The sequence below is a fragment of the Rhizobium sp. P2_G2 genome (assembly GCF_056403555.1).
In genome coordinates this window covers 18711-41722 of record NZ_JBFUFF010000063.1, presented here as the reverse complement: position 1 = coordinate 41722, position 23012 = coordinate 18711, and the positions used below count along the sequence as shown (strand labels likewise).

Here is a 23012-nt window from a genome sequence, read left to right as displayed (position 1 = left end):
GTCATAGACCCTACTTCTCACGAGTTGGGGTCTCCGGCAAATCCGGCGCGGTTCACATCCCCAATATTGCAGACATCACCACTTTGGCCTCGTGTGGTCGGTAAGCGAGGTTGAGGGAGACCGCCAAGGGGGTACGCCACTCTCCCCGTAACGGTGTCTCTGCTACCAAGGCAGGATCACCCAACCGGACCGGCGATTTCCCGGTTGTCATGACGGTCAAATTAAGGTTACGCCTCCRATCACTCGCGAGCAAGCGCTCAGCGTAGAACCAATTTCGGAGGTGAAGATGGACGCTGTTGAGAACCTTGCTGAAGGACTGTCGGAAATATACGGCAGTATCAGTGAGATCACTTTTGCTCTCGGCCAAGGGCGCAAGGCTTTATCGTCAGTTGCGGCGCGACACTCAACCGCCACCTCCAAGATTTTTATGGGCAAAGGGAACCCAAATGATGAAGGCGCAACGTTCCAGCATCAAAGCTCGGTGAACGATGTCTTGAGCCGGCTGGCAAAAGACGAGGTACATGAGCGCTGGCTTCAACGTAGCGGAATAGTTCTAGCGTTTGAGCTTTGGGAACATGAAGCCAGACCGGCTATTGCCTCCGAAACCAAAAGGCTGAAGAAAGAAATTGTCTCCGACACATGGGGCGATATGCGGCATTTTAGGAACGCATGTGCGCACTTTAATACGAAACTCGAAGAGCAGCCGCTAAAGCTTGCCTATGGAACGAAAGGATTCCCGTTCAGCCTCACGCGTGATCAGTTTCATGATCTGTTCGACCAGCTTTTTGTGGAGTGCGGCAGGCTCTCAACTAGCTATTATGGTGTTGAGCGCGACTTCAATTTTTCGCGCCCGGCTCCTAAGTGATCGGTACGCCTTCCACGAAGAGGTAGGGCAGCCACTCCGACCCGGCCGCCCGCCGTCAGACTTAAGGACGCGGGCCGGCCGCTCATTTGACTTGCGGCGCAGAGCATGACAGCGGCCGGCTCAAATGCAACCCTTTCGAATGTTGCTCAAAAAGGTTTTTTCGCGAACTTAGTTCGGCTTTTGTTTTTGGTTCGTTTCCTGTAATTTGCCGCGTGTCATGCTTTGAAAGAAGGCCAGCGTGGTTACGAAAATCAAGCTTCCGAAGTCGCATCGAACCACGAAGGTCGCGGGCATCGATTTCGTTGTCGTGCCGTTTGACGATTATATCGAAATGATGAAGGCGCGGAAGTTCCTTGAGGCCAACAACCTTGCTCGGGTGAAACAGCAATTCGCCGGTAGACCATCTCGGATTGATCATACGCCGGGTATGGCTGACTTCATCAAGGCCCGCCTCGGCAAGATGATCTTAGGAGATATCCTCTCCGCCTTGGTCGAAGAGTTCGGACAAGAGGCGTGTCCGTCTTTGGCAGCACTCAGCCGTTTTTCAATCCGTTGCCGCGCGATCGCCGCAACCGAGGCTGGTTTGGCGGCTTTACAGAGCGATGCTGTTGAGGTCGTAGCTTAGGATTGCGCGTTGCTCACGGCTGGATACAGCGGCGGCCGAATAGAGGCGAGATTTGCGCCACGGAAGGGCAAATATCACTGCCCGGAGTGTGAACAGGCTGTCATCTTACACCAAGGCACCAAGATCGCAGCACATTTCAAGCATAAGCGCGCGGATCGGTGTCTTTGGGCTGCGGGTGAAACCCTCGCTCATCTTCGAGCGAAACAGATTGTCGCCGACGAATTTTCAAAGCGGGGGTTGGTCACCAAAATTGAATGCGTCGTGGACACGATGCCCGGAGATCGGCGGGCGGACGTGATGATATGGACGGCAGGCGAAACACGGCTGGCCTTTGAAGTCCAGCACACCGCGCTTGACCCTAGGGAGATTTCAATTCGCGCCGGGGCATATGCAAGGACAGGAATTCGGCAGTGCTGGATACCGTTCCTCCGGCAAAACGTGTGGGAAAAGGGCAGGGCCGTTGAAGGCGGCTGGAAGATGGCAAGATATTTGCCAAGGCCTTATGAAAGCTGGCTTCACACGTTTTATCGCGATGGTGTTTGGATGTATGACCCTGCAACGGAAAGCTTTTGGCTTGCCACACTTGCCCCGCATATGCTGCACAAGCCGGAGCGGTCCTATATCGATCAGAGCGGCGATGAAGTTTGGGGTGGCGGCTATGATTACGAGGCTGAAAACCTGCGGGACCTTTCGCTTGCCGGTCCCTACAGATTGAGCGACTTGGAAGTTGTCCGAAAGCATGTCCCTGATCGGCTCATCAGGCCGCACCATTGGCCCGACGCGTGGGTTGCTTTCTTCCGACCTCGGGGAAATGACGGCGGAGCGCAGTCGGAGGCTTAAAACTTGTTCGAATGGCTTGTGAAACGCCTTCGATAGCCTGTCGAATCATCCTTTACTGAGCTATACGAGTTCGTCTTTTGTTTTCCCTTCGTTTCGTGTATCTTCCCGGCCCGCACGTTGGGTGATGATAGTGAACCCCGGCTTCCCTGATGGAGTCGGACGGGCAGAGGAGCGATATCAGGGACCGCGATATTCCGGTATCTGATGGAACGGAGACTTTTATGGAGCAAGAGTCCAGGCGATCGGTGGTCGAGGTTTGTGGCACATGCGGCAAGCTCGCCTTCGCCGACGATTTGGTGACTATTCCAGCATCGGAATATCTCGCTCTGCGATCGGCTGCGGAGGCCGGCCGCGCACGCAAGAGTTTGTCGACCTATCGCGCTGTCTCTCAAAATACCATTGCTCGCCGGCCGGAGCTCGCCGATTTCATCGTGGAGTGTGCCGCGACGATGACGACGAAAGAAGTCTATGAAGCCTGTCTTAGGCGGTTTGGCAGCGAAACGCCGTCACGGTCCACCATTGTTCGCTTCATCGCGGACATGAAGAGCGCCGCGATTTTGCCCGCTCTCCGCCGCTAATTTTCGCCCGCTCGTGAACCTTCCCGAACATCCGTGAATAATCCCGGACATTCCCAGAAATCGGCCTCCATTCCAGAATAAATAAAACAGGTACAGCGGAGGCCGATAAGCGGCTTTTGCTTATATGCCGGGAACCGCCCACCCACGTTCAATCCGCCGGTCTAAGCCGGCTCGCCCGAGGCATCGGATCTTTGCTTAGGTGGCTATGGCAGGGTCGCACAACGAAAAAACCGGACGGCAGGGGAGCCGTCCGGTTTTTACACATGAGCGCGGGCTTGCGGGGAGGGGGTGGGGAGGGGACGCCCGCGCGTCTGGAACTTAGAACTGGAACGCGACACTGCGGGACTGCGCGTCCCTCGTGGCGTTGTTTTCACGCACTGCGTTAATGATCGAGGAAACTGCGGTCGCCACGAACATGACGGAAATCAGGCCTGCCATCAGGGTCAGCGTCATGTACATCATCGTCGTCGTCCTTTTCGTCTCTCGTCCGGGTGCGCTGTCGATGGAACCTTTATCCCACATCGCGCACCCGGTTTCTGTTTCCTTGGGAACATGCGCTTCTTGTTATCATTGCGCTGTCCTCCGAACTTGACGCTATATAACCATTGATGATCCGAACCGGCCCTGAATGGGGCGTTCATCCGCCGTTCAGGTTTCTGGCTCACCCGGAAACCATGGATTTTCGGTTGCGCCGATACCACATCCATGACAAAAGGCGGGACCATTTTCGGCAGCGCGCGCAATGACAACAGCCTTCTATCCCGGTTCCTTCGATCCCCTGACCAACGGGCATCTGGACGTGCTGATCCAGGCGCTCAACATCGCCTCCAAGGTCATCGTCGGCATCGGCGTCCATCCCGGCAAGGCACCGCTGTTCTCCTTCGAGGATCGCGCCTCGCTGATCCGCCTGTCGCTCGAGGACGTGTTGCCGGACCGGATCGGCGACATCCAGGTGATCTCCTTCGACAATCTCGTCGTCGAGGCGGCGCGCGCGCATGGAACCAAAGTGCTGATCCGTGGTTTGCGCGACGGAACCGATCTCGACTACGAAATGCAAATGGCCGGCATGAACCGGCAGATGGCGCCGGATATCCAGACGGTGTTCCTGCCGGCCGGCACGGCGTCCAGGCCCATAACCGCCACATTGGTGCGCCAGATCGCCGCGATGGGCGGCGATGTCAGTGCTTTCGTGCCGAAGCCGGTGCTCGCCGCGCTCGAGGAAAAACGCCAACGCTGAGCCCTAAAACAACGGAGCTTCCATGATCTTCCTGAAATCCATCGCCGCGGCTGCATTTCTGCTGTTCGCCGGCCTTGCCGCCCAGGCATATGCCAATCCCAACCAGATCACCATCCAGCTCAAGAACGGTCCGGTGGTGATCCAGCTGATGCCGAATATCGCGCCACAGCACGTCAAGCGCATCGAGGAACTGGCTGCCAAGCACCAATATGACAATGTCGCCTTCCACCGCGTCATCGACGGCTTCATGGCCCAGACCGGCGACGTCAAGTTCGGCAATCTGAAGAAGGGTTTCGATCCGAACGCGGTTGGCACCGGTGGCTCCGACCTGCCMGACCTGCCGGCCGAGTTTTCGCAAGTGCCGTTCGAGCGCGGCACGATCGGCATGGCCCGTTCGCAGGATCCCAATTCGGCCAATTCGCAGTTCTTCATCATGTTCGCCCCGGGCGATTTCCTCAACGGCCAGTACACGGTGGTCGGCAAGGTCGTTTCCGGCATGGAATTCGTCGACAAGATCAAGCGCGGCGACCCGAACAATAACGGTTCGGTCAGCGATCCCGACCGGATGATCAAGGTCACGGTCGGTAAATAACACCAGGCATTTACGGAGGGTTGCTGAGCAGCCCACGTTCAGAATGCGTCGAGACAACAAGCAAGGAGAAAACCCATGGCCGAGATCAAGGATCCGGAAAACACGCTCATCATGGAAACCACCAAGGGCAAGGTCGTCATCGAGTTGATGCCGAACGCCGCGCCCGGCCATGTGGCGCGCATCAAGGAACTGACCCGCGAAGGCGCCTATGACGGTGTCGTCTTCCACCGCGTCATCAATGACTTCATGGCCCAGACGGGCGATGTCGAATATGGCAAGAAGGGCGGCAAGTCCTTCGATCCACGCCGCGCCGGCATGGGCGGTTCGGAAAAGCCGGATCTGAAGGCGGAATTCTCGGCGATCAGCCATGTGCGCGGCACCTGCTCGATGGCCCGCTCGCAGAACCCGAATTCTGCCAATTCGCAGTTCTTCATCTGCTTCACCGATGCGCCGTGGCTCAACAAGCAATATTCGGTCTGGGGCCAGGTGATCGAAGGCATGGACAATGTCGACAAGATCAAGAAGGGCGAACCGGTGGTCGACCCTGACGAGATCGTGTCGATGAAAGTCGCCGTGGACGTCAAGTAATCCGTTTTCGATGGACATCGGCCGCTCCGGGGCTTATGCGCCGGGGCGGTTTTCTTTTATGGCTATACTCCCTTAGCAGGGGAGCGCCTTCGAGTTTCTCATGCGTGTTGACCTTTTCGATTTCGAGCTTCCCGAGGAGCGGATTGCCTTGCGGCCGGCAAACCCGCGCGATTCTGCACGCCTGCTGGCGGTCGATCCGAACACCGAAACGCAGTTCTCGGACCTCGTCGTCCGAGACCTGCCGGATCTGCTGAATCCCGGTGACGTTCTGGTCTTCAACGATACCAAGGTCATCCCTGCGCAGCTTGAAGGCACGCGCATTCGTGATGAAGGGGCGGCGTCCGTCTCCGTCACCCTGCACATGCGCGTTGGCCCAAACGCATGGAAGGCCTTTGCCCGCCCAGGCAAGCGTATCAAGGAAGGTGACCGGCTGCAGTTCGGCCATTCCGGCAATGCCTGCCTGCTCGGCGCACTCGACGCTACCGTGACGGAAAAAGGCGAGGCGGGTGAGGTGACGCTGACCTTCGATCTGTCGGGCCCTGCGCTGGACGAGGCGATCGCCACGGTCGGCCATATTCCGCTGCCTCCTTACATTGCTTCGAAGCGCCCCGAGGACGACCGGGATCGCGCTGACTATCAGACGATTTACGCCAGGGAAGAGGGCGCCGTCGCAGCCCCTACCGCCGGCCTTCACTTCACGCCGCAACTGTTTGAAAGACTGGATCAAAAGGGCATTGAGCGCTGCTTCGTCACGCTGCATGTCGGGGCAGGGACCTTCCTGCCGGTCAAGGCCGACGATACGACCGAGCATCGCATGCATCACGAGATCGGCCACATCGATGGCGCCACCGCTGCAGCGCTCAATGCCGCCAAGGCGCGTGGCAATAAGGTGATCTGCGTCGGTACGACGTCGCTGCGGCTGCTGGAAAGCGCGGCGGACGATAACGGGCGTCTCTCCGCATGGTCCGGCAGCACCGACATCTTCATCACGCYGGGTCACCGCTTCAAAATCGTCGACCGGCTGATGACCAATTTCCACCTGCCGCGTTCGACGCTGTTCATGCTGGTCTCGGCCTTTTCCGGCCTCGAGACCATGCGCAGCGCCTACGATCACGCCATCCAATCCGGCTATCGCTTCTACTCCTATGGCGATGCCAGCCTGCTGACACGGAAAGACTGATGTCCGAAAAATTCGAATTCAAGCTGATCAAGACCGACGGCAAGGCACGGCGAGGGGAGGTGCGCATGCCACGCGGCACCATCCGCACGCCTGCCTTCATGCCCGTCGGCACCGTCGGCACGGTCAAGGCCATGTATCTCGATCAGGTGCGCGACACCGGCGCCGACATCATCCTCGGCAACACCTATCACCTGATGCTGCGGCCCGGCCCGGAGCGCGTCGCGCGCCTCGGCGGTCTGCATGAGCTGATCCGCTGGCCGTATCCGATCCTCACCGATTCCGGCGGCTTCCAGGTCATGTCGCTGTCGGGCCTGCGCAAACTCGACGAAAAGGGCGTGACCTTCAAAAGCCATGTCGACGGCTCGCTGCATTTCATGTCGCCGGAGCGTTCGATCGAAATCCAGGGCATGCTCGATTCCGATATCCAGATGCAGCTCGACGAATGCATAGCGCTGCCCGCGGAATCCAAAGAGATCGAGCGCGCCATGGAAATGTCGGTGCGCTGGGCCGAGCGCTGCAAGGTGGCCTTCGGCGACCAGCCAGGCAAGGCCATGTTCGGCATCGTCCAGGGTGGCGACCAGGCCGGCCTGCGGGTGAAAAGCGCGCAGGCGCTCGCAGCACTGGACCTCAAGGGCTATGCGATCGGTGGTCTCGCTGTCGGTGAGCCGCAGGATGTGATGCTGGAGATGATCGACACGGTCAACCCGCATCTGCCGACCGAAAAGCCGCGTTACCTGATGGGCGTCGGCACGCCCGACGATATCCTGAAATCGGTGGCGCGCGGCATCGACATGTTCGATTGCGTGATGCCGACGCGTTCCGGCCGCCACGGCCTGGCCTTCACCCGCCGCGGCAAGATCAACATCCGCAATGCCCGCCACGCCGAAGATATGCGGCCGCTCGACGAGGAATCATCCTGCCCGGCAGCGCGCAACTATTCCCGCGCCTATCTGCACCATCTCGTGCGCTCCAACGAGGCGCTCGGCGGCATGCTGCTGACGTGGAACAATCTGAGCTATTATCAGGATTTGATGAACGGCATTCGTGCGGCGATAGAGCAGGGTCGGTTCGCCGAATTCGCAGCGGAGACCCAGGAAAACTGGGCGAGGGGTGATCTGGCCCCGGTTTGAGCCGCGTCCGCCGCCGGCCCCATAAAGCATAGGGCGAGAGCAATTGCCTCGCCCTCGCCCAAGCTGTTTCCCTCATTCGGGAAAAATGATCCCGCTTATTCCTGGAATGTGCCGGCGTTCTTCGCGGCAACAGTCGCCAGGTAGTCCATCAGCGGCGGGTTGAGGCAATCATAGGGCTCGAGGCCAAGTTCTTTGAACCGGGCGCGGATGCCATCCATTTTCGACGGGCCGACGCCGGATTCGATCACCGACGAGACGAATGCCGCGAAGCCCGGTGCAGACCAACCGCTTTCGGCAAAACGTTCCGGATGGATGAAGCTCAGGCCCTTGAAGGCATGTTCGCGCTCGACCGGGCCATACATGTGCACGCCGCATTCCGTGCAGGCATGGCGCTGGATCAGCGCCGAGGGATCGACGACTTTGAGCTTGTCGCCGTTCTCGACCACTTCGACATTGTCCGTGCCGGTCACGGCAACGACGGAGAAGATCGCGCCGGCCGGCTTCCAGCACTTGGTGCAGCCGCAGGCATGGTTATGAGCGACGTCACCCTTGATCTTCAGCCGCACGGTGCGCGTCGTGCAGAGGCAGGAGAGCGTGCCGCCGGCGAAAGAGCCGCTGCCGGCCTTGACGCCGCCGTCGATAGAGGGATGCAATGCTACGGATGCCATGGAAAATCCTCCCAGATTTGCTTTTGAATATACCGTCCCAACAGGCACTCTTTCATGAGAGCCGATGTTTGGCAACATCATCCTCAGCACCAAAAAGGATGGCATGACGTCGCGCATAGACAAAATTCTCGGCAAGCGTTGTCGGGCAGGGTGCTTCGCCACCGTCCTTGAGCCGTGAACGGTCGAGACGGGCCGGAAAAGGAGAAACAAGATGCGTAGAATTGTTGCAGCGACATTCGTCAGCCTCGACGGCGTCATGCAGGCGCCCGGTGGGCCGGAGGAAGACCCGACAGGCGACTTCAGGTTCGGCGGCTGGACGTTCCCCATCTTCGATGAGGAGACGGGCGCCGCGCTCGGCGGCATATTCGAAAAACCGTTCGACCTGCTGCTTGGCCGCAAGACCTATGACATTTTCGCCGCCCATTGGCCGCATGCCGGCGACGACCCGATCGCGACCGCGTTCAACAGCGTGACGAAATATGTCGCAACCCATTCGCACGCCACGCTTGCCTGGCAGAACAGCAAGTCACTGGGTGATGACATTGTAGCTACACTCAAATCAATCAAACAGAGCGATGGTCCGGACCTGCTGATCCAAGGTTCAAGCAATCTCATCCAGACGCTGCTGCAGCATGCCCTGATCGACGAGTTCACACTTTTGATCTTTCCCGTCGTGCTGGGCAACGGCAAGCGGCTGTTCGGCAACGGCACCACGCCGTCGGCAATGAAGCTCACCAAATCGCGAAGCTTCGGCAGCGGCGTGATCGTGGCCACCTACGAACCTGACGGCGAGGTCAAGACCGGCTCGTTCCAGCTCACCGATCCGTCGCCCGAAGAAATTGAGCGACGCAAGAATTTGGCCTGAACAGCGCAAGGATCGGCATCCGGTCTCAAATATCCTTGCTGACCGTGTCCGCCACGATGGCGACGCCGTCGATCTTATAGCTGCCATCCGGCTGGCGCGACAGCTTATAGAGCGCGCGCCAGTTCCTGCCGTCCGTGCCGGTGATCAAAAGTTCATGGATGACGGTCGCACCGTCATCGACGGACTTGCTGCGGCCGAAAGCATAGTTGCCGGGATGATAGACCGGCGCGTAGCTCTTCTTGACTATGTCGAAGAAGACGGTCTTGTCGGGGAACTTTGTCTTGATGCCGGGCGCGGCAAAGGAATAGGCCGTGTCGGCATCATTCTTCAGAAAGGCATCGATCTGGGCTTCGATCACCTTGCGCGATGCGGTGATGGCAACGTCTTCGGCGTGGAGCGGCACAGCAGCAAGTGAAAGGGTGAAAGCGATGAGACAGGCAGGCATTGCACGCATGGCGGACCTCCAAATCATTTGCTCGTCGAAACCAGATCACAGGGAGCCGGCGAGCATTGTATACGGAGAGGCGGATATTCAAGATCACTGTCGCGTGATTGGACAATCGACGCCGAGTGCCACAGCCTATACGCAGGGTAGGGGATCAGCCACCGTCCTGCAAATGTATCACGAACACTTCGGTTGGCGTTATAGCCAACGAATTTTGGTGACAACGCGTTGAGATAATGCGCCTCCAAATAAATAGCTGCCAAAATAACTATTTGTGGTCACCATCGCTCGCAAGTGTAGCCTCCCTCGCCATTGAATTTTCCTTGACTGGCTTTCTGAAATCGACTGCACTTTACTACAGAGGTGCCAGTCGAGACGCGGCGGGATTACTCAGTCAAAACACAATCAAGGAGCGACAATAACTATTTTTTCGCGCCCGTACTCTCGATCTGGACATTGGGGCGGTCATGGTGCGATAGTTAAGCATTAGCTAACTTACCGACCAGCCGCCTTGAGCTGCATCATCGGTTTGCGGCGGTCGCGCTGGAGGGTTCCAACCTGGGGAGGATTGGAGCATGACCGCTAGGAGCATCGGAGGGCATATCCATCTGGGCGGTGGCTTTACGCCAGAGGAAAAGGCAAAGATCAGGACCGTAATCAAGGACGCCTATGAGAATTCGGCGAGCGCCAAGGCCATGTTTAACCGCCTGGGTGTCTCGGAGCCAGATCTTACGATCAAGAAGGGCGACGGTTTCCATGGCAACCCGGATACCAACGTCGTTACCATCGATCTCGGCAACTATCTCACGGATCGCACCGTCATCGATGCACATGGAAAGGCGGTAAACTATACTCTGCAATTCGCGCTGCTTCATGAAATCTCGCATGCGCTGAACAATCTTCACGATCCGACGCCGCAGCAATTGGCAGCACACGATTATGTCGGGGACAATGTGCGCTACGAAAATCTCATGCGCGACGAACTCGGCAAGGACGCGAGAACGTCCTACTACAATATCATGAAGAACAATGAGTTTGCCGACCGGCAACCCGGTTTCGACAACGGCTATACGCACGGAGCGAAGATCGACCTCGGGGTCATTTCAAATCACACGACCGGTGCAGTCATCGATACAACGAGCCTGGGATCGTCCAGCGACCTCCTGATAGGMGGAAGCGTGGCGAACAACATGTTCACGTCCGGCGCGGGCGTGGATTTCCTGTATGGTTTCAAAGGCTTGGACAAATTGGACGGAGGCGACGGAGACGACTTTCTGTTCGGTGGCGACGACAACGATATCCTGATCGCCGGCACGGGCAGCAACACGCTCGATGGCGGCACCGGCAAGGACCTAGCCGAACTCACCGGCTTCAAGTTCACGAATACGCTCACCGTGGCCGGTGACACCCGCACCTTCGTCAATCAGATCACTGGCGAGCAAAATGTCCTCAAGAATGTGGAAACCGTTCGCTTCACGGCATCGAGCTTACCGTTGCCCACGGCAATCACGTCCACCTTCGTCGCCCCCGACAGTGCAACAACGCTTGTGCAGAACGATGACGGCTCGCAGGAAGCCTCTTTGACGCAAGCGTTCGAAAAGGGGTTCAAGTTCTTTGGCACGAAATACACGTCGGTCTTCGTCAACAACAATGGCAATCTGACATTTGGCGGCGCGCTGAGCGGCTACACGCCCGGCACGATCGGCGGGAATTCGGGTTTGCCGATCATCGCCGCTTTCTGGGCGGACGTAGATACCCGCGGCGGCGGCGGGACTGTGTCTTACGGCTACAACGCTTCCCATGACAGCTTCGTCGCCACATGGAGCAACGTCGACTATTTCAACGCAACGGCCACGGACCATGCCAGCCTCAAAAACTCCTACCAGATTGAGATCTTCGACCAAGGGGCCGGCGATGCCGAAATCGTCATCCGCTATGGCGACCTCAATTGGACGACCGGCGATGCCTCCGGCGGCTCGGGCGGCCATGGTGGCACGGTCGCACGTGCTGGCGTCAATTCCGGCAACGCGGCCTTCCAATATGAAATGCCCGGGTCGGGAACTGAGGCCGCAATGCTCAGCCTCAACGCGACGAGCAATTGCGATCGCGCCGGCGTCTGGCGGTTCTCCGTTCACAATGGCACGATCATAGAGGATGCGGGCGCGCCCGACGCCCACCACAGTGTGGATATGGACTGGGCCATTCTCTGAGCCTCTCGCTGCAGCTGCAGTTAGCAGCGGTTATGCCTCAGACCACGAGAGCGTCGTACCACGTCACTCAAATGCGGGGAGAGTGACATTCTTACTTTGCTGAGTCAGGACATTCTAACTTTGCGCCTACATCCAATGATCGCATAAGATAGATTATGGAACTTACGGATGGTTCTGATCCCATTGCTTTTTCACCTGAGCCGCCGTTTGCAACGTTGTGAATGTCTTCAAGGTTCGTATTGGCATCTCAACACGGGTCATCACAGTTTCGCGATAAACCTATCCGGGCCTCTCGCGTTCTGCGTTATCATGATCGCGGAGCCCAAAACGGCACACCCGGAAATTTTTGCTTCACGACTATTCAATTCTTTTGCCGCAGACTAGCCGGAAATAACAGGGCCATTTCATGCTCGGTTTTATTTTCGGCTTTAACGCCCGTCTTGGACGCCTGGCCTATTTTCTCAGCTGCATTGCCTTCGGCGTCGGCGTGACCGTCCTTGCCATTCTTCTTGTTGTGGGTCTTTCTCGCGACGGCGCTGCGGACGCCGCACACCGTCCAGACATGGCAGTGGCGATCGCCATCATCGTCCTCGTCATACTGGCGATATGGTTGGGAACTTGCCTTGTGTCCATGCGCGTCCGGGATATTGGCTGGAACCCGGCAATCGTCCTGCCGGTCTTGTGGGCAATCATTGCTGCCGACGCCTGTGTTGCCGTGCTTGTCCCCGATTGGGCCTTGCCCGGCGAGCGATTTGGAACAGTCTTCGGCGCGGCGATCAACTTCGTGTTCAATCTTACACTGACCTTCTGGCCGGGTGCCGGCTATGACGCATCGGCAGTCAGCGTCCCCGACGCATTCAAGCCGCGCAGCGAGCCCGCCATGCACCCCTCCGCCGCCGCGGCAAAGCCGGCGCAGCAGCCCGCACCGGCGACGCGACAAGCACCAGCCGGCAGGAAAACCTTCGGTCGCCTCGGGCAGCAGCACTGAGACGGCGTCAGGACGCCATTGGCAGCGGTCCATATTTGGCTGGCGCGACGATCACCTGTTCGCTTGCCATTTCAGCCGTCGTCGACTCGTTTTGTCGCCGGGCCGTCCGATAGCGGTTCGGCGCCACGCCGACCACGCGCTTGAAGGCGTTGCTGAACGCGCTTTCCGATGTGTAGCCGAGCTGGTAGGCCAACGCCGAGACCGGCAGGCTCGCATCGCGCAAGGCGCGTTCTGCAAGCCGCATCCTCCAGGCGATCAGATAGCTGAGCGGCGCCACGCCGGTCACCGACTTGAAGCGCAGCGCAAATGTCGTGCGCGACATGCCGACAGCCTTGGCGAGTTCGCCGAGTTGCCAATTGCGGCCAGGATCGCCATGCATCATTCTCAGCGCCGGCGCAATCTGCCTGTCGCCGATGGCTTTCAACCAACCGACCGGCAGCTCGGCCGCCTCGATATGGGTCCTGAGAACCTGCACGAACATCAGCTGCGCCAGCTGCCGCGACGCCACGACCGACCCCGGCTGGTCGGCAACCATTTCACGATAGAGCTGGTCGAGGATCCAGCGTAGCGCCACCGCTTCGATCGAGCCGGCGCGGACGTGGATCATGGCCGGCAACATGTCGAGCAGCAGATCGCTGGCATCTGCATCGACCGCGACATGGCCGCCTAGATAAAAGAAATCCTCGCCCTCGCCGACCCGCGCGATCCGGTCGACACGATTGCGGAATAGCGTGACAGCATCTGCAGGCGGAAGCGCAAGATCGCTCGCGAGACGGAACGGATGGCGGCCGTCGAACAGCACGACATCGCCCGCTTCAAGCCGGACCGGCTCCGCCTGGCGGTGAATCTGCAGCCAGCAGCTGCCCTTGACGATCGCGCCGCATTTGATGGCGCTCGGCTTTGGAAATTGCAGTGACCAGTTCTGCCCGGCGAAGAAACCGCCGGACATCAGGCAGCGCGCGTCGAGAAGCGTGAGCATGTCGGAAAGTGGATCGGACATCATAAGCTGAACGATGGCGCAAGTAATTCGGATTTGCAAGCATTCAGAATCCCGACGCGGAGGCGTAAACAGGCTCCCAGGACGAAAGGAGACCAATTCATGACCACACCACAGGCGCCTATCGGTTCCGGTTTCGGAGCCGCCTCGACCGCAGAAGAAGTGATCCGTGGCATCGATCTCGATCTGACCGGCAAGACGGTGATCGTCACAGGCGGCTATTCCGGCATAGGACTGGAAGCAGCCCGCGTCTTCCTGGCGGCAGGCGCCGAAGTGATCGTACCGGCGCGCGACCAGCAGAAGGCTAGGGCGGCTTTAGCCCCCTTCCCTGCGATCAAGCTCGAAACGCTCGACCTGATGGACCCATTGTCGATTGATGCGTTTGCCGCCCGCTTCCTCGCGTCGGGCCGACCGCTGCATATCCTGCTCAACAACGCCGCCGTGATGATGAACCCATTGACGCGCGACGCTCGCGGCTATGAATCGCAGTTTTCGACCAATCATCTCGGCCATTTCCAGCTGACGGCGCGGCTTTGGCCGGCGTTGAAGAAGGCATACAAGGCGCGCGTCATTGCCGTTTCATCACGCGGCCATGTCTTCTCGCCGGTCGATTTCGACGATCCGAATTTCGAGCGCCGCGCCTATGATCCACGCGTCTCCTACGGCCAGTCGAAGACCGCCAATGCCTTGTTTGCGCTGAAACTTGCCAGCATCGGCCTGCCCTATGATGTCAGCGCCTTTTCGCTGCATCCGGGCGGTATTCTTGCCACAAACCTGGCGCGGCATCTGCCGCCCGAGGCGATCAAGGCGTCGGGCTATGTCGATGAAGAAGGCAATTTCATCATCGATCCTGAGCGCAACATGAAGACGATCGAACAGGGCGCTGCGACCAGCGTCTGGTGCGCGACGAACCCGATGCTCGAAGGCAGGGGTGGCGTCTATTGCGAGAATTGCGATATCTCCGCCGCCCACCCGGCCGACTCCACCGACTTGCTCGGCGTCCGGCCCTGGGCCATTGATCCGGTCGCAGCCGATCGGCTATGGACGTTGAGCGAGCAGATGACTGGTGCGCGCTTCGACTAGAGTTCGCTGGCCGGCGCCGTCATTGCGACGGCACTGGCTTTCTGTTCGCGAGAAGATCGAGGACAATGCCGGCGCCATGCAGGCCCGGCGGTTCGATCGTCGACATGCGCTCGAAGATCGTGTCGAAGCCGGAGAGCATGGCGGCGCGTTCCGGCGTATCCGTGCTCAGGCGCTCCATCCAGCGAGCCAGCGCCGTCGGGCGGATGAACTCGTCGAAATATTCCGGCACGACCGGATAGTCTGCGATCAGGTTCGGCAGCGCGCCGCTCCACGCCTTGATTCGGTTCAGGACCATGCGGATGAGCACATCGGTCTTGTAGGTGGAGATCGTCGGGATGCCGGTGAGCGCCAGTTCGAGCAGCACGGTGCCGGATGCCGCGAGCGCAGCGTCTGCCTGCTCGAACACCTGCCACTTCGCGGCTTCGCCGACGAAAATCTCCGGCTTTTCGGACCAATCGGCGGTGATATCGCGGACATTGCGTTCCTGGTGCGGCACGGTCGCGAGCAGAAGCCGGAAGCGATCGCCCCTCTCCCGCATGATCCGCACCGTTTCGCCGAACAGCGGCAGCAGACGCTTGACCTCGTGGTTGCGCGAGCCAGGCAATAGCAGGATGTTCTTTTCTGCAGGCAACGCCTTGCGACGCTCGATCAGCGTTGTCCGCGCCGCCAGCAGTGACGGCAGCGCGCGCAAGCGGTGGCCGATATAGGTGGTTGGCGGTCCACCAAGCCGCACCATGGCCTCGGGCTCGAAGGGCAGCACGGCCAGCACATGGTCGACATAGCCGCGCATGCGCGGCGCGCGATATTCCTTCCAGGCCCAGACGCTCGGACAGACATAATCGACCACAAGCAGGTCCGGCAGCRTTTCCCGGACCTTCTTCGCGACGCGATGGGTGAAGTCGGGGCTGTCGATGATCAGCAGCATGTCGGGCCGCGCCGCGATGATCGCATCGGCTGTCTTGCGGATGAGCGATAGAAGCCGCGGCAGGTTCCTGACCACGGCGACGAAGCCCATGATGTTGATCTCTGCGAAATCGAAGAGCGACACCAAGCCCTGCTCGGCCAGCGCCGGCCCACCGACGCCAACAAGCGCGACTTCCCGCCCGGTCCTGGCTTTAAGCGCTGCAATCAGGTCGGCGCCCAGCAGGTCGCCCGAGGATTCGCCGGCAACCACGGCAACCTTCAGCGCCGGCCCAGTCATGGCTCACCGCCGATCGATGCCGGATCGATGCCAGTGACGAACATGCCATGGCTATCCGCGAAGGCCCTCACCTCCTGAGCGTCGAGCAGCAGCGATCGCCCAGCCTCGAGCGCCACGCCAGCCAGTCCGGCAGCCTCGGCATTGCGGATGGTCGCCAGACCGGCTGAGGGCAGGTCGACACGCACATCCTGTTGCAGCTTGCAGAGTTTTACCAGCACCCCGCGGCGACTGGCCGAAATGCGTCCCGCCGCCTTGAGATCAGCGACACGCCCCACCATGGCGTCGGTGCCTTCCGGCCCTTCGAGCGCCACCACCCTGCCCCCGACGGCGACGGCCCCCTGCCCTATGTCGAGGCTGCCGATCATTCGCGCCGCTTTCACGGCGGCAGCGATGTCCCTGGCGTCGGCGTCGGACGGCGCAATCTTTCCAACGGGCCCGATTTCGGCGAGCAGCGACGGTGCCACGTCCTGGACGCTGATCACCTTGCGCTTGCCGTTTTCGAGCAGCGCGATCACCGCGGTGAGCACGGCATTGTCGCCGCCGCCGGCAAGCAGCCGGATCATTCGCGGGATCCTGAACAGGCTGCCGATGCCGAGCCGCATTTCGCGGAGTGGCGGGCGACGCGATACGCCGCCGGACATTATGATCCGGTCGACGCCAAGCCTGTCTGCTTGTTGCTTGAAATGCGAGATTTCGCCGATGCCGATCTTCATGTGGTCGAAACCAGACCAGTCCACTGCCGGTTCGCCCTTGAGCACGAAGATAAAAGGATTGTCGTCCCTGTCGCGCGCCGCTTCGGCGACATAAAGCGGCAGCTTGCCGCTGCCCGCGATGATCGCCAGCCGGCCGCGTTCAACCTGCTGGCCCATCAGGTTCTCCGGTCAGGGTTTCGGCCGGTTGGGTGACGACAGCGCCCGCTCGGCGTCAGCCGCGATGAAGTCGAGGATTTCAAGCACTTCCTTGCAATCGAGATATTTTTCTCGGATCGCGGCTGCGGCGACACGAACGGCTTCCTCGCCCTCGAATATCTCCTTATAGGCCTTGCGGACCTTGTGAATCGTCTCGCGCGAAATGCCGGCGCGGCTCATGCCGACAACGTTCAGGCCGCTCAGCACGCCCGGATTGCCGTTCAGAATGCCGTAGGGGATCACGTCATAGGCCACGCCGGTCAAGCCGCCGATGAAGGCCTGGCGGCCGACGCGGCTGAACTGATGCACGGCCGAACCGCCGCCGAAGATCGCCCTGTCCTCGACCGTCACATGGCCGGCAAGCAGGACATTGTTTGAGAGGATGATGTGATTGCCGAGCTTGCAGTCATGGGCGACGTGGCTATAGGCGAGAAACAGGTTGTTGTCGCCCACGGTCGTGATGCCGCCGCCATCAACCGTGCCGGTGTTCATCGTCACACCTTCACGGATCGTATTGTTGCTGCCGATGACAAGGCGCGTTTCCTCACCACTGTGATGGACGCTTTGCGGATCGGCGCCGATCACTGCATTCGGGAAAATCCTGTTGCTGTTGCCCAGCGTCGTCAGGCCGGTGACAACGACATGGCTCACGAGCTCCACATCATTGCCGAGCACGACTTTCGGGCCGACATGACAGAAAGGGCCGATCGTCACATTGTCACCGATCACCGCGCCGTCTTCGACGATCGACAGCGGATGAATACGCGCCGACTGAGATATAGTGGTCATTCTTTGCCCTTGGCCATCATCATGGCACCGACATCAGCCTCGGCGACGAGCTGTCCGTCGACCTTCGCGTCGCAATGATACTTCCAGATATTGCCGCGCTGCTTCTGCTTCGTCACATGGAATTCGACGCGGTCGCCGGGAACGACCGGCCTGCGGAAGCGGGCATTGTCAATGGTCATGAAATAGACGAGATCGGAACCGCCGCCGCGTTTGAGTGCGCAAATCGCGCCCGCTGTCTGCGCCATGGCCTCGACGAGCAAGACGCCGGGCATGATCGGCTGATCCGGAAAGTGGCCGGTGAATTGCGGCTCGTTGAAAGTGACGTTCTTGATCCCAATCGCAGAATCATCGCCGTTGATCTCGATGATCCTGTCGATCATGAGAAACGGATAGCGATGCGGCAACAATTTCATGATTGCGGTAATATCCAATGCGGTGAGGACTTTGCCGTTTTCCTCGCTCATTTGGTCCGTTCCCCCTTACCCTTGTAATCCGATCTCTGCATGATCTCCGCGATGTCGCGCATGAAACTCTTGTACGGCCGCGCCGGAATGCCTCCGTATTGCTGTCCAGCCGGAATGTCGGTGATCACGCCGCTCATCGCCGCGATCTGCACGCCCGAGCCGATGGTGATATGGCCCTTGATGGCGCAGGCGCCGCCGATCTGTACCCCATCGCCGATGATGGCGCTACCGGCAATTCCGACACCGGAAACAATGGCGCAATGCCTGCCAATCCGGACGTTGTGCGCGATCTGCACCTGATTGTCGATCTTCGTGCCTTCGCCGATGACGGTGTCATCCATGGTGCCGCGGTCGATGGTGGTGTTGGCGCCGACCTCGACATTGTCCTGAATGATGACCCGGCCGATCTGGACGATCTTCTCCATGCCAGCACGGCCCGGCGCATAGCCATAACCGTCCTGGCCGATGCGGGCACCGTTGTGGATAATAACGCCGTTTCCAAGATAAGCGCAGATGACGCTGGCACCTGCAGCGATCGAACAATTCCGGCCGATCTTGACGTCATGGCCGATCACGGCCGCAGCCCCGATCCTAGTTCCCGAACCGATCCTGGCATGAGCGCCGATGACAGCCATCGGTTCGACCGTGACATTTTCCTCGAGCACAGCCGTCGGGTCGACAAAGGCGCTCGGATGAACGCCCTCGCCGCTGACATTCGGCTTTGGCTGCATGGCATCGGGATGCAGCAGCGCCCCAGCCTTGGCAAAGGCGGTATGCGGATCGACGCCAATGAGCACGGTCACATGCGACGGGATCCGCGCAGCCAGTGCTTCGGCGCAGATCACCGCCGTAGCCTCGCAGGTATCGAACTCGCCGAGGCCGCGCTTGGAAAGGATATAGCAGATATCGCCGTCCTTGGCGCGATAAACGGGAGCGACGGCTCTGACCTGCCTGCTGGCCRCATCCGGATTCATCAAGCGCAGATCGAGGGCATGGGCAAAATCATCAAGCCGCATGCCCCCATGAGGCGGAAAGAACTCCGAATGGGTCATCACATACCATTCCAGAGCGCGCCTCTAAAGCCGCCCTGGACCGAATTGTTAGAACGAGGTCGAGATGCCGAACTTCAGACGCTGCTGAATGTCGAAGTCCTGCTTCATGAAGGGAATGGCATAGTCGACACGCAGCGGGCCGAACGGCGACGCCCAGATCAAGCTCGCACCGGCCGAAGCGCGCAGGTTCATATCCACACCCTGCGGATCCTTGCCCTTGACCTTTACATCGTTGCCATAAAGCGTGCCGGCATCCATGAACAAGCCGCCGCGGAAGCCGGAATCCACCGAAACACCCGGCAGCGGGAACGTCACTTCGGCCGAAGCCACAAAGTAGGTCGTGCCGCCAAGCGGGTCCTGGTTGCGAATCATGCGCGGACCGATACCGGTATCGGCAAAGCCACGGATATCGTTGGAGTCCAGGCTGAACTGGTCGAAGACATGCAACTGGCCGCCATTGAGCGCGGTCACGTAGCCGGCCGAACCCGACAGCGATCCGACCATGTCCCAATCATCCGACATCGTGTAATAACCGCGCACCTTGCCGCTGACTTTGTAGAAACGCGAATCTCCACCAAGGCCGGCGATTTCGTTGGTCAGCGAGGCGACGATACCTTCATGCGGCAGCGTCTGCGTGTCCAGCGTATTGTAGTTCAAGGAGTTGGAAACCGACGAGGTGACCCACGGGCTCCGGTGCACCAAATGACGATAGGGTTCGGACAGAGCACGTATGTTGTCCGAGGTATAATCCATCGATTTATAGTTGTAGCGGAACGTGGTCGTCAGATCGTTGTTGATCGGCGCCGTGACGCGCAGCGAGAAACCATTGTCCTGATAGTCGTAGTTGTCGTAAATCTGGCTTTCCGACCTGAAGATATCGAAGCCCGCCGCGAGCCGGTAACCGAGGAAATACGGCTCGGTGAACGAGAGCGTATAGTTGCGCGTCAGCGCACCGCCGCTTGCCGACACGCGAATATACTGACCGCGGCCGAGGAAGTTCTTTTCTTCGATCGAAGCTTCGACGATGAAGCCTTCGCCGCCGGTCGCATAACCGGCGCCAATACCGAAATTGCCGGTCGACTGATCGGCGACATCGACGATGACGACGACGCGGTCCGGCGCGCTGCCCGGCTGGGTGGTGATATTGACCGAGCTGAAATAACCCAGACGCTCAAGCCGGCGCTTGGCCTCTGCGAGCTCCTGTTGATTGAACGCATCACCTTCGCTGATATCGAATTCGCGACGGATGACGTAATCGCGCGTCGACGTATTGCCGCGAATTTCGATACGCTCGACATAGCCGCGCTCGCCCTGGTCGACGAGATAATCGACGGCGATCGTCTTGTTGGCCATGTCGCGGTTGCCGCGCGGCGTGACGCGTGCAAACGGATAGCCCGCCGCGGCAACACGCTTCGAAATCGCATCCAGAGAATCCTGGACGTCGCGTGCACGATAGGTGCTGCCTTCCTGGCTGTCCGCAAGGCTCTTCAGATCGTCGGCATTGACACCTTCGACCGTGCTCTCGACCTGAACCGGCCCGAACTTGTAACGCTCGCCTTCGTCGACGACAAAATTGATCGTGTACTTGTTGGTCGACGGATCAAGCTGTGCATTGGACGAGATGACGCGGAAATCCGGATAGCCGTGGTTATAGTAGAACTGGCGCAGCGCCTCTTCGTCGGCACGCAGCTTGTCCGCGTCATAAATGTCCGTGCGGGTGATGAACGAGAACCAACCGGTCTGCTTCGTCGCGATCACGGCGCGCAACCGGAAGCCGCTATAGTGCGTATTGCCGGTGAAGTTGATGTCTTCGATCTTGGTGCGATCGCCCTCATTGATGACGAAAGCGAGGTTGACGCGGCCATTGCCGACCGGCGCGGTCTGCGTGGTGATCTGCACGTCGGAGCGGCCGATCGCGGCATAGGCGCGACGAATGGACTGAATATCAGCCTCGACGATGGCCTCGCTGTATGGGCCAAGCGGCTGAGTCTTCACCAAAGTGACGAGCTTGTCGTCCTTGATCTTGCGGTTGCCGTTGAAGACCACCTGATTGATCAGCATGTTCTCGTTGACGGTGACCACCAGCGTGCTGCCGGAGACATTGATGCGCACGTCGGAGAAGAAGCCCGTCGCATAGAGCCGCTTGATCGACATATCGATATCGGCGGCCGAGAAATTCTTGCCAGGCGTGATCGTCAGGTTGGCGCGGACCGTGTCAGCGCCGACGCGCTGGGCGCCCTTCACCTCGATATTGCGGATGACCGCAGCCTCAGAAATGGTCGGCGTCACCAGCACCATGGTTCCAGCAGAAGTCAAGACGCTGGCCGTAATCGCCAGGATCGATACCGCGTTCCGAAATCTAGAACTACCATTCATTTTAACGTCTTACCTTTTCCGTTACACGGCTACCGGCATGCGGCCGCAGAGGGCCACTTTTGCCGTTTTACCTGCTTTTTCCTTACAAGCAAGTGAGTTGGTTAAATTCTATTTACTTCGTTTCAATGCGTGGCCTATCGGCCACTTTAGCATCGAAACAAGGTAAATTTTCCCTTGCTTATCCGAAACTTCCCCTTACCCGAGCGAAGCGGCTATATCGTTCCAGGTTGCAAAAACCATCAGACACAACACAAGCGCAAGCCCCACCTTGAATGCAACACCCTGCGCCATTTCTCCGAGGGGCCGTCCCCTCAGCGCCTCGATCGCATAAAACAATAAATGGCCGCCATCAAGTACCGGTATCGGCATCAGATTAAGTAACCCGATCGATACCGACAGGAACGCTGCCAAGCTCATCAGCGGGACAAATCCAAGCGTGGCAACCTGTCCCGAAACTTGGGCGACGCGGATCGGACCGCCGATCTGGTCCGGTTTCAGCCGCGCGGTAAGCAGATTGCCGATATAATCGAAGGTCCCTGTGACAATATTCCACGTCTCCATGGTCGCCTGGGCGACCGCTTCCAAAGGCGAATACCGAATCAGATGCCGGCTACCGTCAGCCGCGCCTCCCTCGACTCCGATCGTTGGCACGTCGATCTTGTTGCCAAAGGGATCCTTGCGCGCCATCACTTTCGGCACGACACGCAGGCTGACATCCTTGTCCATGCGTTTGACGGTCAGCACGATCGGGATATCAGGGCGTGCCGTGACATAGCGGACCAGGTCATCGAAGGTGTCGATCGACCGGCCGTCGGCAGCGAGGATATAATCGCCCTTCTGTATACCGGCGACCGCGGCCGGCGAGTTCTGCTCGACTCCAGTGACCACCGGATCGACGATATAGCGGCCGACAGTCATGAAGATCAGCGACAGGATGAAGATCGACAGGACGAAATTGGCGATCGGCCCAGCGGCGACCGTGGCCGCCCGTTTCCACAGTGCTGCGCCGAGAAAAGTCTTGGCGCGCTCCTCCGGCGGCAGTTCCTCGACCGCATCGAAATCGGGCCGGCTCGATGCATCCTCATCGCCATAGAATCGCACATAGCCGCCAAGCGGCACGGCCGAGACCTTCCAGCGCGTTCCACGGCGATCGGTAAAGCCGACAAGCTCTGGGCCGAATCCGAGCGAGAAGGCCATGATCTTGATGCCGCACCAGCGGCCGACCAGGTAGTGGCCCATCTCGTGAATGACGACGATGATCGAGATGACCAGGACAAACGCCGGTATCATCAGCACCAACGGGTTTTCAGCCAAACCGCTCATCATCCCAA

At 59.3% G+C, this 23012-nt stretch carries 24 protein-coding genes; 13 read left to right on the top strand and 11 right to left on the bottom strand.

Going from position 1 to position 23012, the window contains the following annotated elements:
• The first annotated feature begins 286 nt into the window (after positions 1-286).
• The 4 genes from AC1D06_RS29615 (at position 287) to AC1D06_RS29600 (ending at position 2908) form a co-directional block, all read left to right on the top strand.
• Positions 287-865, top strand: coding sequence for a hypothetical protein (locus AC1D06_RS29615; protein ID WP_477989468.1), 579 nt, complete (start codon positions 287-289; stop codon positions 863-865).
• Positions 866-1103: 238 nt separating this feature from the next.
• The gene (locus tag AC1D06_RS29610) at positions 1104-1490 is read left to right on the top strand and encodes a hypothetical protein (protein ID WP_477989467.1); all 387 of its coding nucleotides are present in this window, start codon (positions 1104-1106) and stop codon (positions 1488-1490) included.
• 9 nt (positions 1491-1499) lie between these two features.
• Entirely contained in the window at positions 1500-2330 is an 831-nt protein-coding gene (locus tag AC1D06_RS29605; RefSeq protein ID WP_477989465.1) for a competence protein CoiA, read from the top strand.
• A 149-nt stretch (positions 2331-2479) separates the two neighbouring features.
• Complete coding sequence (locus AC1D06_RS29600) at positions 2480-2908, top strand: hypothetical protein (RefSeq protein ID WP_477989463.1); 429 nt, start codon at positions 2480-2482, stop codon at positions 2906-2908.
• A gap of 318 nt (positions 2909-3226) precedes the next feature.
• Here the strand turns inward: AC1D06_RS29600 and AC1D06_RS29595 are convergent, their stop codons facing one another.
• The gene (locus tag AC1D06_RS29595) at positions 3227-3361 is read right to left on the bottom strand and encodes a hypothetical protein (protein ID WP_477989462.1); all 135 of its coding nucleotides are present in this window, start codon (positions 3359-3361) and stop codon (positions 3227-3229) included.
• A gap of 289 nt (positions 3362-3650) precedes the next feature.
• On the opposite strand from AC1D06_RS29595, the gene coaD reads away from it, so the two are divergent.
• The 5 genes from coaD to tgt all read left to right on the top strand — a co-directional run bounded on the left by coaD (position 3651) and on the right by tgt (position 7635).
• Positions 3651-4145, top strand: coding sequence for a pantetheine-phosphate adenylyltransferase (gene coaD, locus AC1D06_RS29590; protein WP_477989460.1), 495 nt, complete (start codon positions 3651-3653; stop codon positions 4143-4145).
• Between the two features lie 22 nt (positions 4146-4167).
• The gene (locus AC1D06_RS29585) at positions 4168-4737 is read left to right on the top strand and encodes a peptidylprolyl isomerase (protein ID WP_477989458.1); all 570 of its coding nucleotides are present in this window, start codon (positions 4168-4170) and stop codon (positions 4735-4737) included.
• Positions 4738-4812: 75 nt separating this feature from the next.
• Positions 4813-5325, top strand: a complete 513-nt coding sequence (locus AC1D06_RS29580; protein WP_477989456.1) for a peptidylprolyl isomerase — start codon at positions 4813-4815, stop codon at positions 5323-5325.
• Between the two features lie 100 nt (positions 5326-5425).
• Positions 5426-6505 (top strand): tRNA preQ1(34) S-adenosylmethionine ribosyltransferase-isomerase QueA, encoded by a 1080-nt coding sequence (gene queA, locus AC1D06_RS29575; RefSeq protein WP_477989454.1) that lies wholly within the window; start codon positions 5426-5428, stop codon positions 6503-6505.
• Complete coding sequence (gene tgt / locus AC1D06_RS29570) at positions 6505-7635, top strand: tRNA guanosine(34) transglycosylase Tgt (protein WP_477989452.1); 1131 nt, start codon at positions 6505-6507, stop codon at positions 7633-7635. The genes queA and tgt overlap by 1 nt, the downstream gene beginning before the upstream one ends.
• Positions 7636-7730: 95 nt before the next feature.
• Here the strand turns inward: tgt and gfa are convergent, their stop codons facing one another.
• Positions 7731-8303: an S-(hydroxymethyl)glutathione synthase gene (gfa, locus tag AC1D06_RS29565; RefSeq protein ID WP_477989450.1), complete on the bottom strand. Its 573-nt coding sequence runs from the start codon at positions 8301-8303 to the stop codon at positions 7731-7733.
• Between the two features lie 211 nt (positions 8304-8514).
• On the opposite strand from gfa, the gene AC1D06_RS29560 reads away from it, so the two are divergent.
• Complete coding sequence (locus AC1D06_RS29560) at positions 8515-9168, top strand: dihydrofolate reductase family protein (RefSeq protein WP_477989448.1); 654 nt, start codon at positions 8515-8517, stop codon at positions 9166-9168.
• Between the two features lie 25 nt (positions 9169-9193).
• Here AC1D06_RS29560 and AC1D06_RS29555 read toward each other — a convergent pair whose 3' ends face one another.
• Positions 9194-9622 carry a DUF4864 domain-containing protein gene (locus tag AC1D06_RS29555; protein WP_477989447.1) on the bottom strand — a complete coding sequence of 143 codons (429 nt, stop codon included), beginning with the start codon at positions 9620-9622 and terminating at the stop codon, positions 9194-9196.
• 566 nt (positions 9623-10188) lie between these two features.
• Here AC1D06_RS29555 and AC1D06_RS29550 point away from each other — a divergent pair.
• Together AC1D06_RS29550 and AC1D06_RS29545 are read left to right on the top strand one after the other, a co-directional pair.
• Entirely contained in the window at positions 10189-11823 is a 1635-nt protein-coding gene (locus AC1D06_RS29550; protein WP_477989445.1) for a nidogen-like domain-containing protein, read from the top strand.
• A gap of 406 nt (positions 11824-12229) precedes the next feature.
• Positions 12230-12811, top strand: a complete 582-nt coding sequence (locus AC1D06_RS29545; RefSeq protein ID WP_477989443.1) for a DUF805 domain-containing protein — start codon at positions 12230-12232, stop codon at positions 12809-12811.
• 7 nt (positions 12812-12818) lie between these two features.
• Here the strand turns inward: AC1D06_RS29545 and AC1D06_RS29540 are convergent, their stop codons facing one another.
• Entirely contained in the window at positions 12819-13811 is a 993-nt protein-coding gene (locus tag AC1D06_RS29540) for an AraC family transcriptional regulator (protein WP_477989442.1), read from the bottom strand.
• A gap of 99 nt (positions 13812-13910) precedes the next feature.
• Between AC1D06_RS29540 and AC1D06_RS29535 the strand changes: the two genes are divergently transcribed.
• On the top strand, positions 13911-14891 hold the full coding sequence (locus AC1D06_RS29535) for an SDR family NAD(P)-dependent oxidoreductase (protein ID WP_477989440.1): 981 nt from the start codon (positions 13911-13913) through the stop codon (positions 14889-14891).
• 19 nt (positions 14892-14910) lie between these two features.
• Here the strand turns inward: AC1D06_RS29535 and AC1D06_RS29530 are convergent, their stop codons facing one another.
• The 7 genes from AC1D06_RS29530 to rseP form a co-directional block, all read right to left on the bottom strand.
• Positions 14911-16092, bottom strand: coding sequence for a lipid-A-disaccharide synthase (locus AC1D06_RS29530; RefSeq protein WP_477989435.1), 1182 nt, complete (start codon positions 16090-16092; stop codon positions 14911-14913).
• Positions 16089-16961, bottom strand: a complete 873-nt coding sequence (locus AC1D06_RS29525; RefSeq protein WP_477876916.1) for an LpxI family protein — start codon at positions 16959-16961, stop codon at positions 16089-16091. Before AC1D06_RS29525 ends, AC1D06_RS29530 begins: the two co-directional genes overlap by 4 nt.
• 12 nt (positions 16962-16973) lie before the next feature.
• Positions 16974-17789 (bottom strand): acyl-ACP--UDP-N-acetylglucosamine O-acyltransferase, encoded by an 816-nt coding sequence (gene lpxA, locus AC1D06_RS29520; protein ID WP_477876915.1) that lies wholly within the window; start codon positions 17787-17789, stop codon positions 16974-16976.
• Positions 17786-18253, bottom strand: a complete 468-nt coding sequence (fabZ, locus tag AC1D06_RS29515; RefSeq protein WP_477876914.1) for a 3-hydroxyacyl-ACP dehydratase FabZ — start codon at positions 18251-18253, stop codon at positions 17786-17788. Before fabZ ends, lpxA begins: the two co-directional genes overlap by 4 nt.
• Entirely contained in the window at positions 18250-19305 is a 1056-nt protein-coding gene (gene lpxD / locus AC1D06_RS29510) for a UDP-3-O-(3-hydroxymyristoyl)glucosamine N-acyltransferase (protein WP_477989434.1), read from the bottom strand. The genes fabZ and lpxD overlap by 4 nt, the downstream gene beginning before the upstream one ends.
• Positions 19306-19353: 48 nt before the next feature.
• Positions 19354-21681 (bottom strand): outer membrane protein assembly factor BamA, encoded by a 2328-nt coding sequence (bamA, locus tag AC1D06_RS29505; protein ID WP_477876912.1) that lies wholly within the window; start codon positions 21679-21681, stop codon positions 19354-19356.
• A gap of 195 nt (positions 21682-21876) precedes the next feature.
• A complete protein-coding gene (gene rseP / locus AC1D06_RS29500) occupies positions 21877-23004 on the bottom strand; it encodes an RIP metalloprotease RseP (RefSeq protein ID WP_477876911.1) in 1128 nt (375 codons plus the stop codon).
• Positions 23005-23012 lie beyond the last annotated feature (8 nt).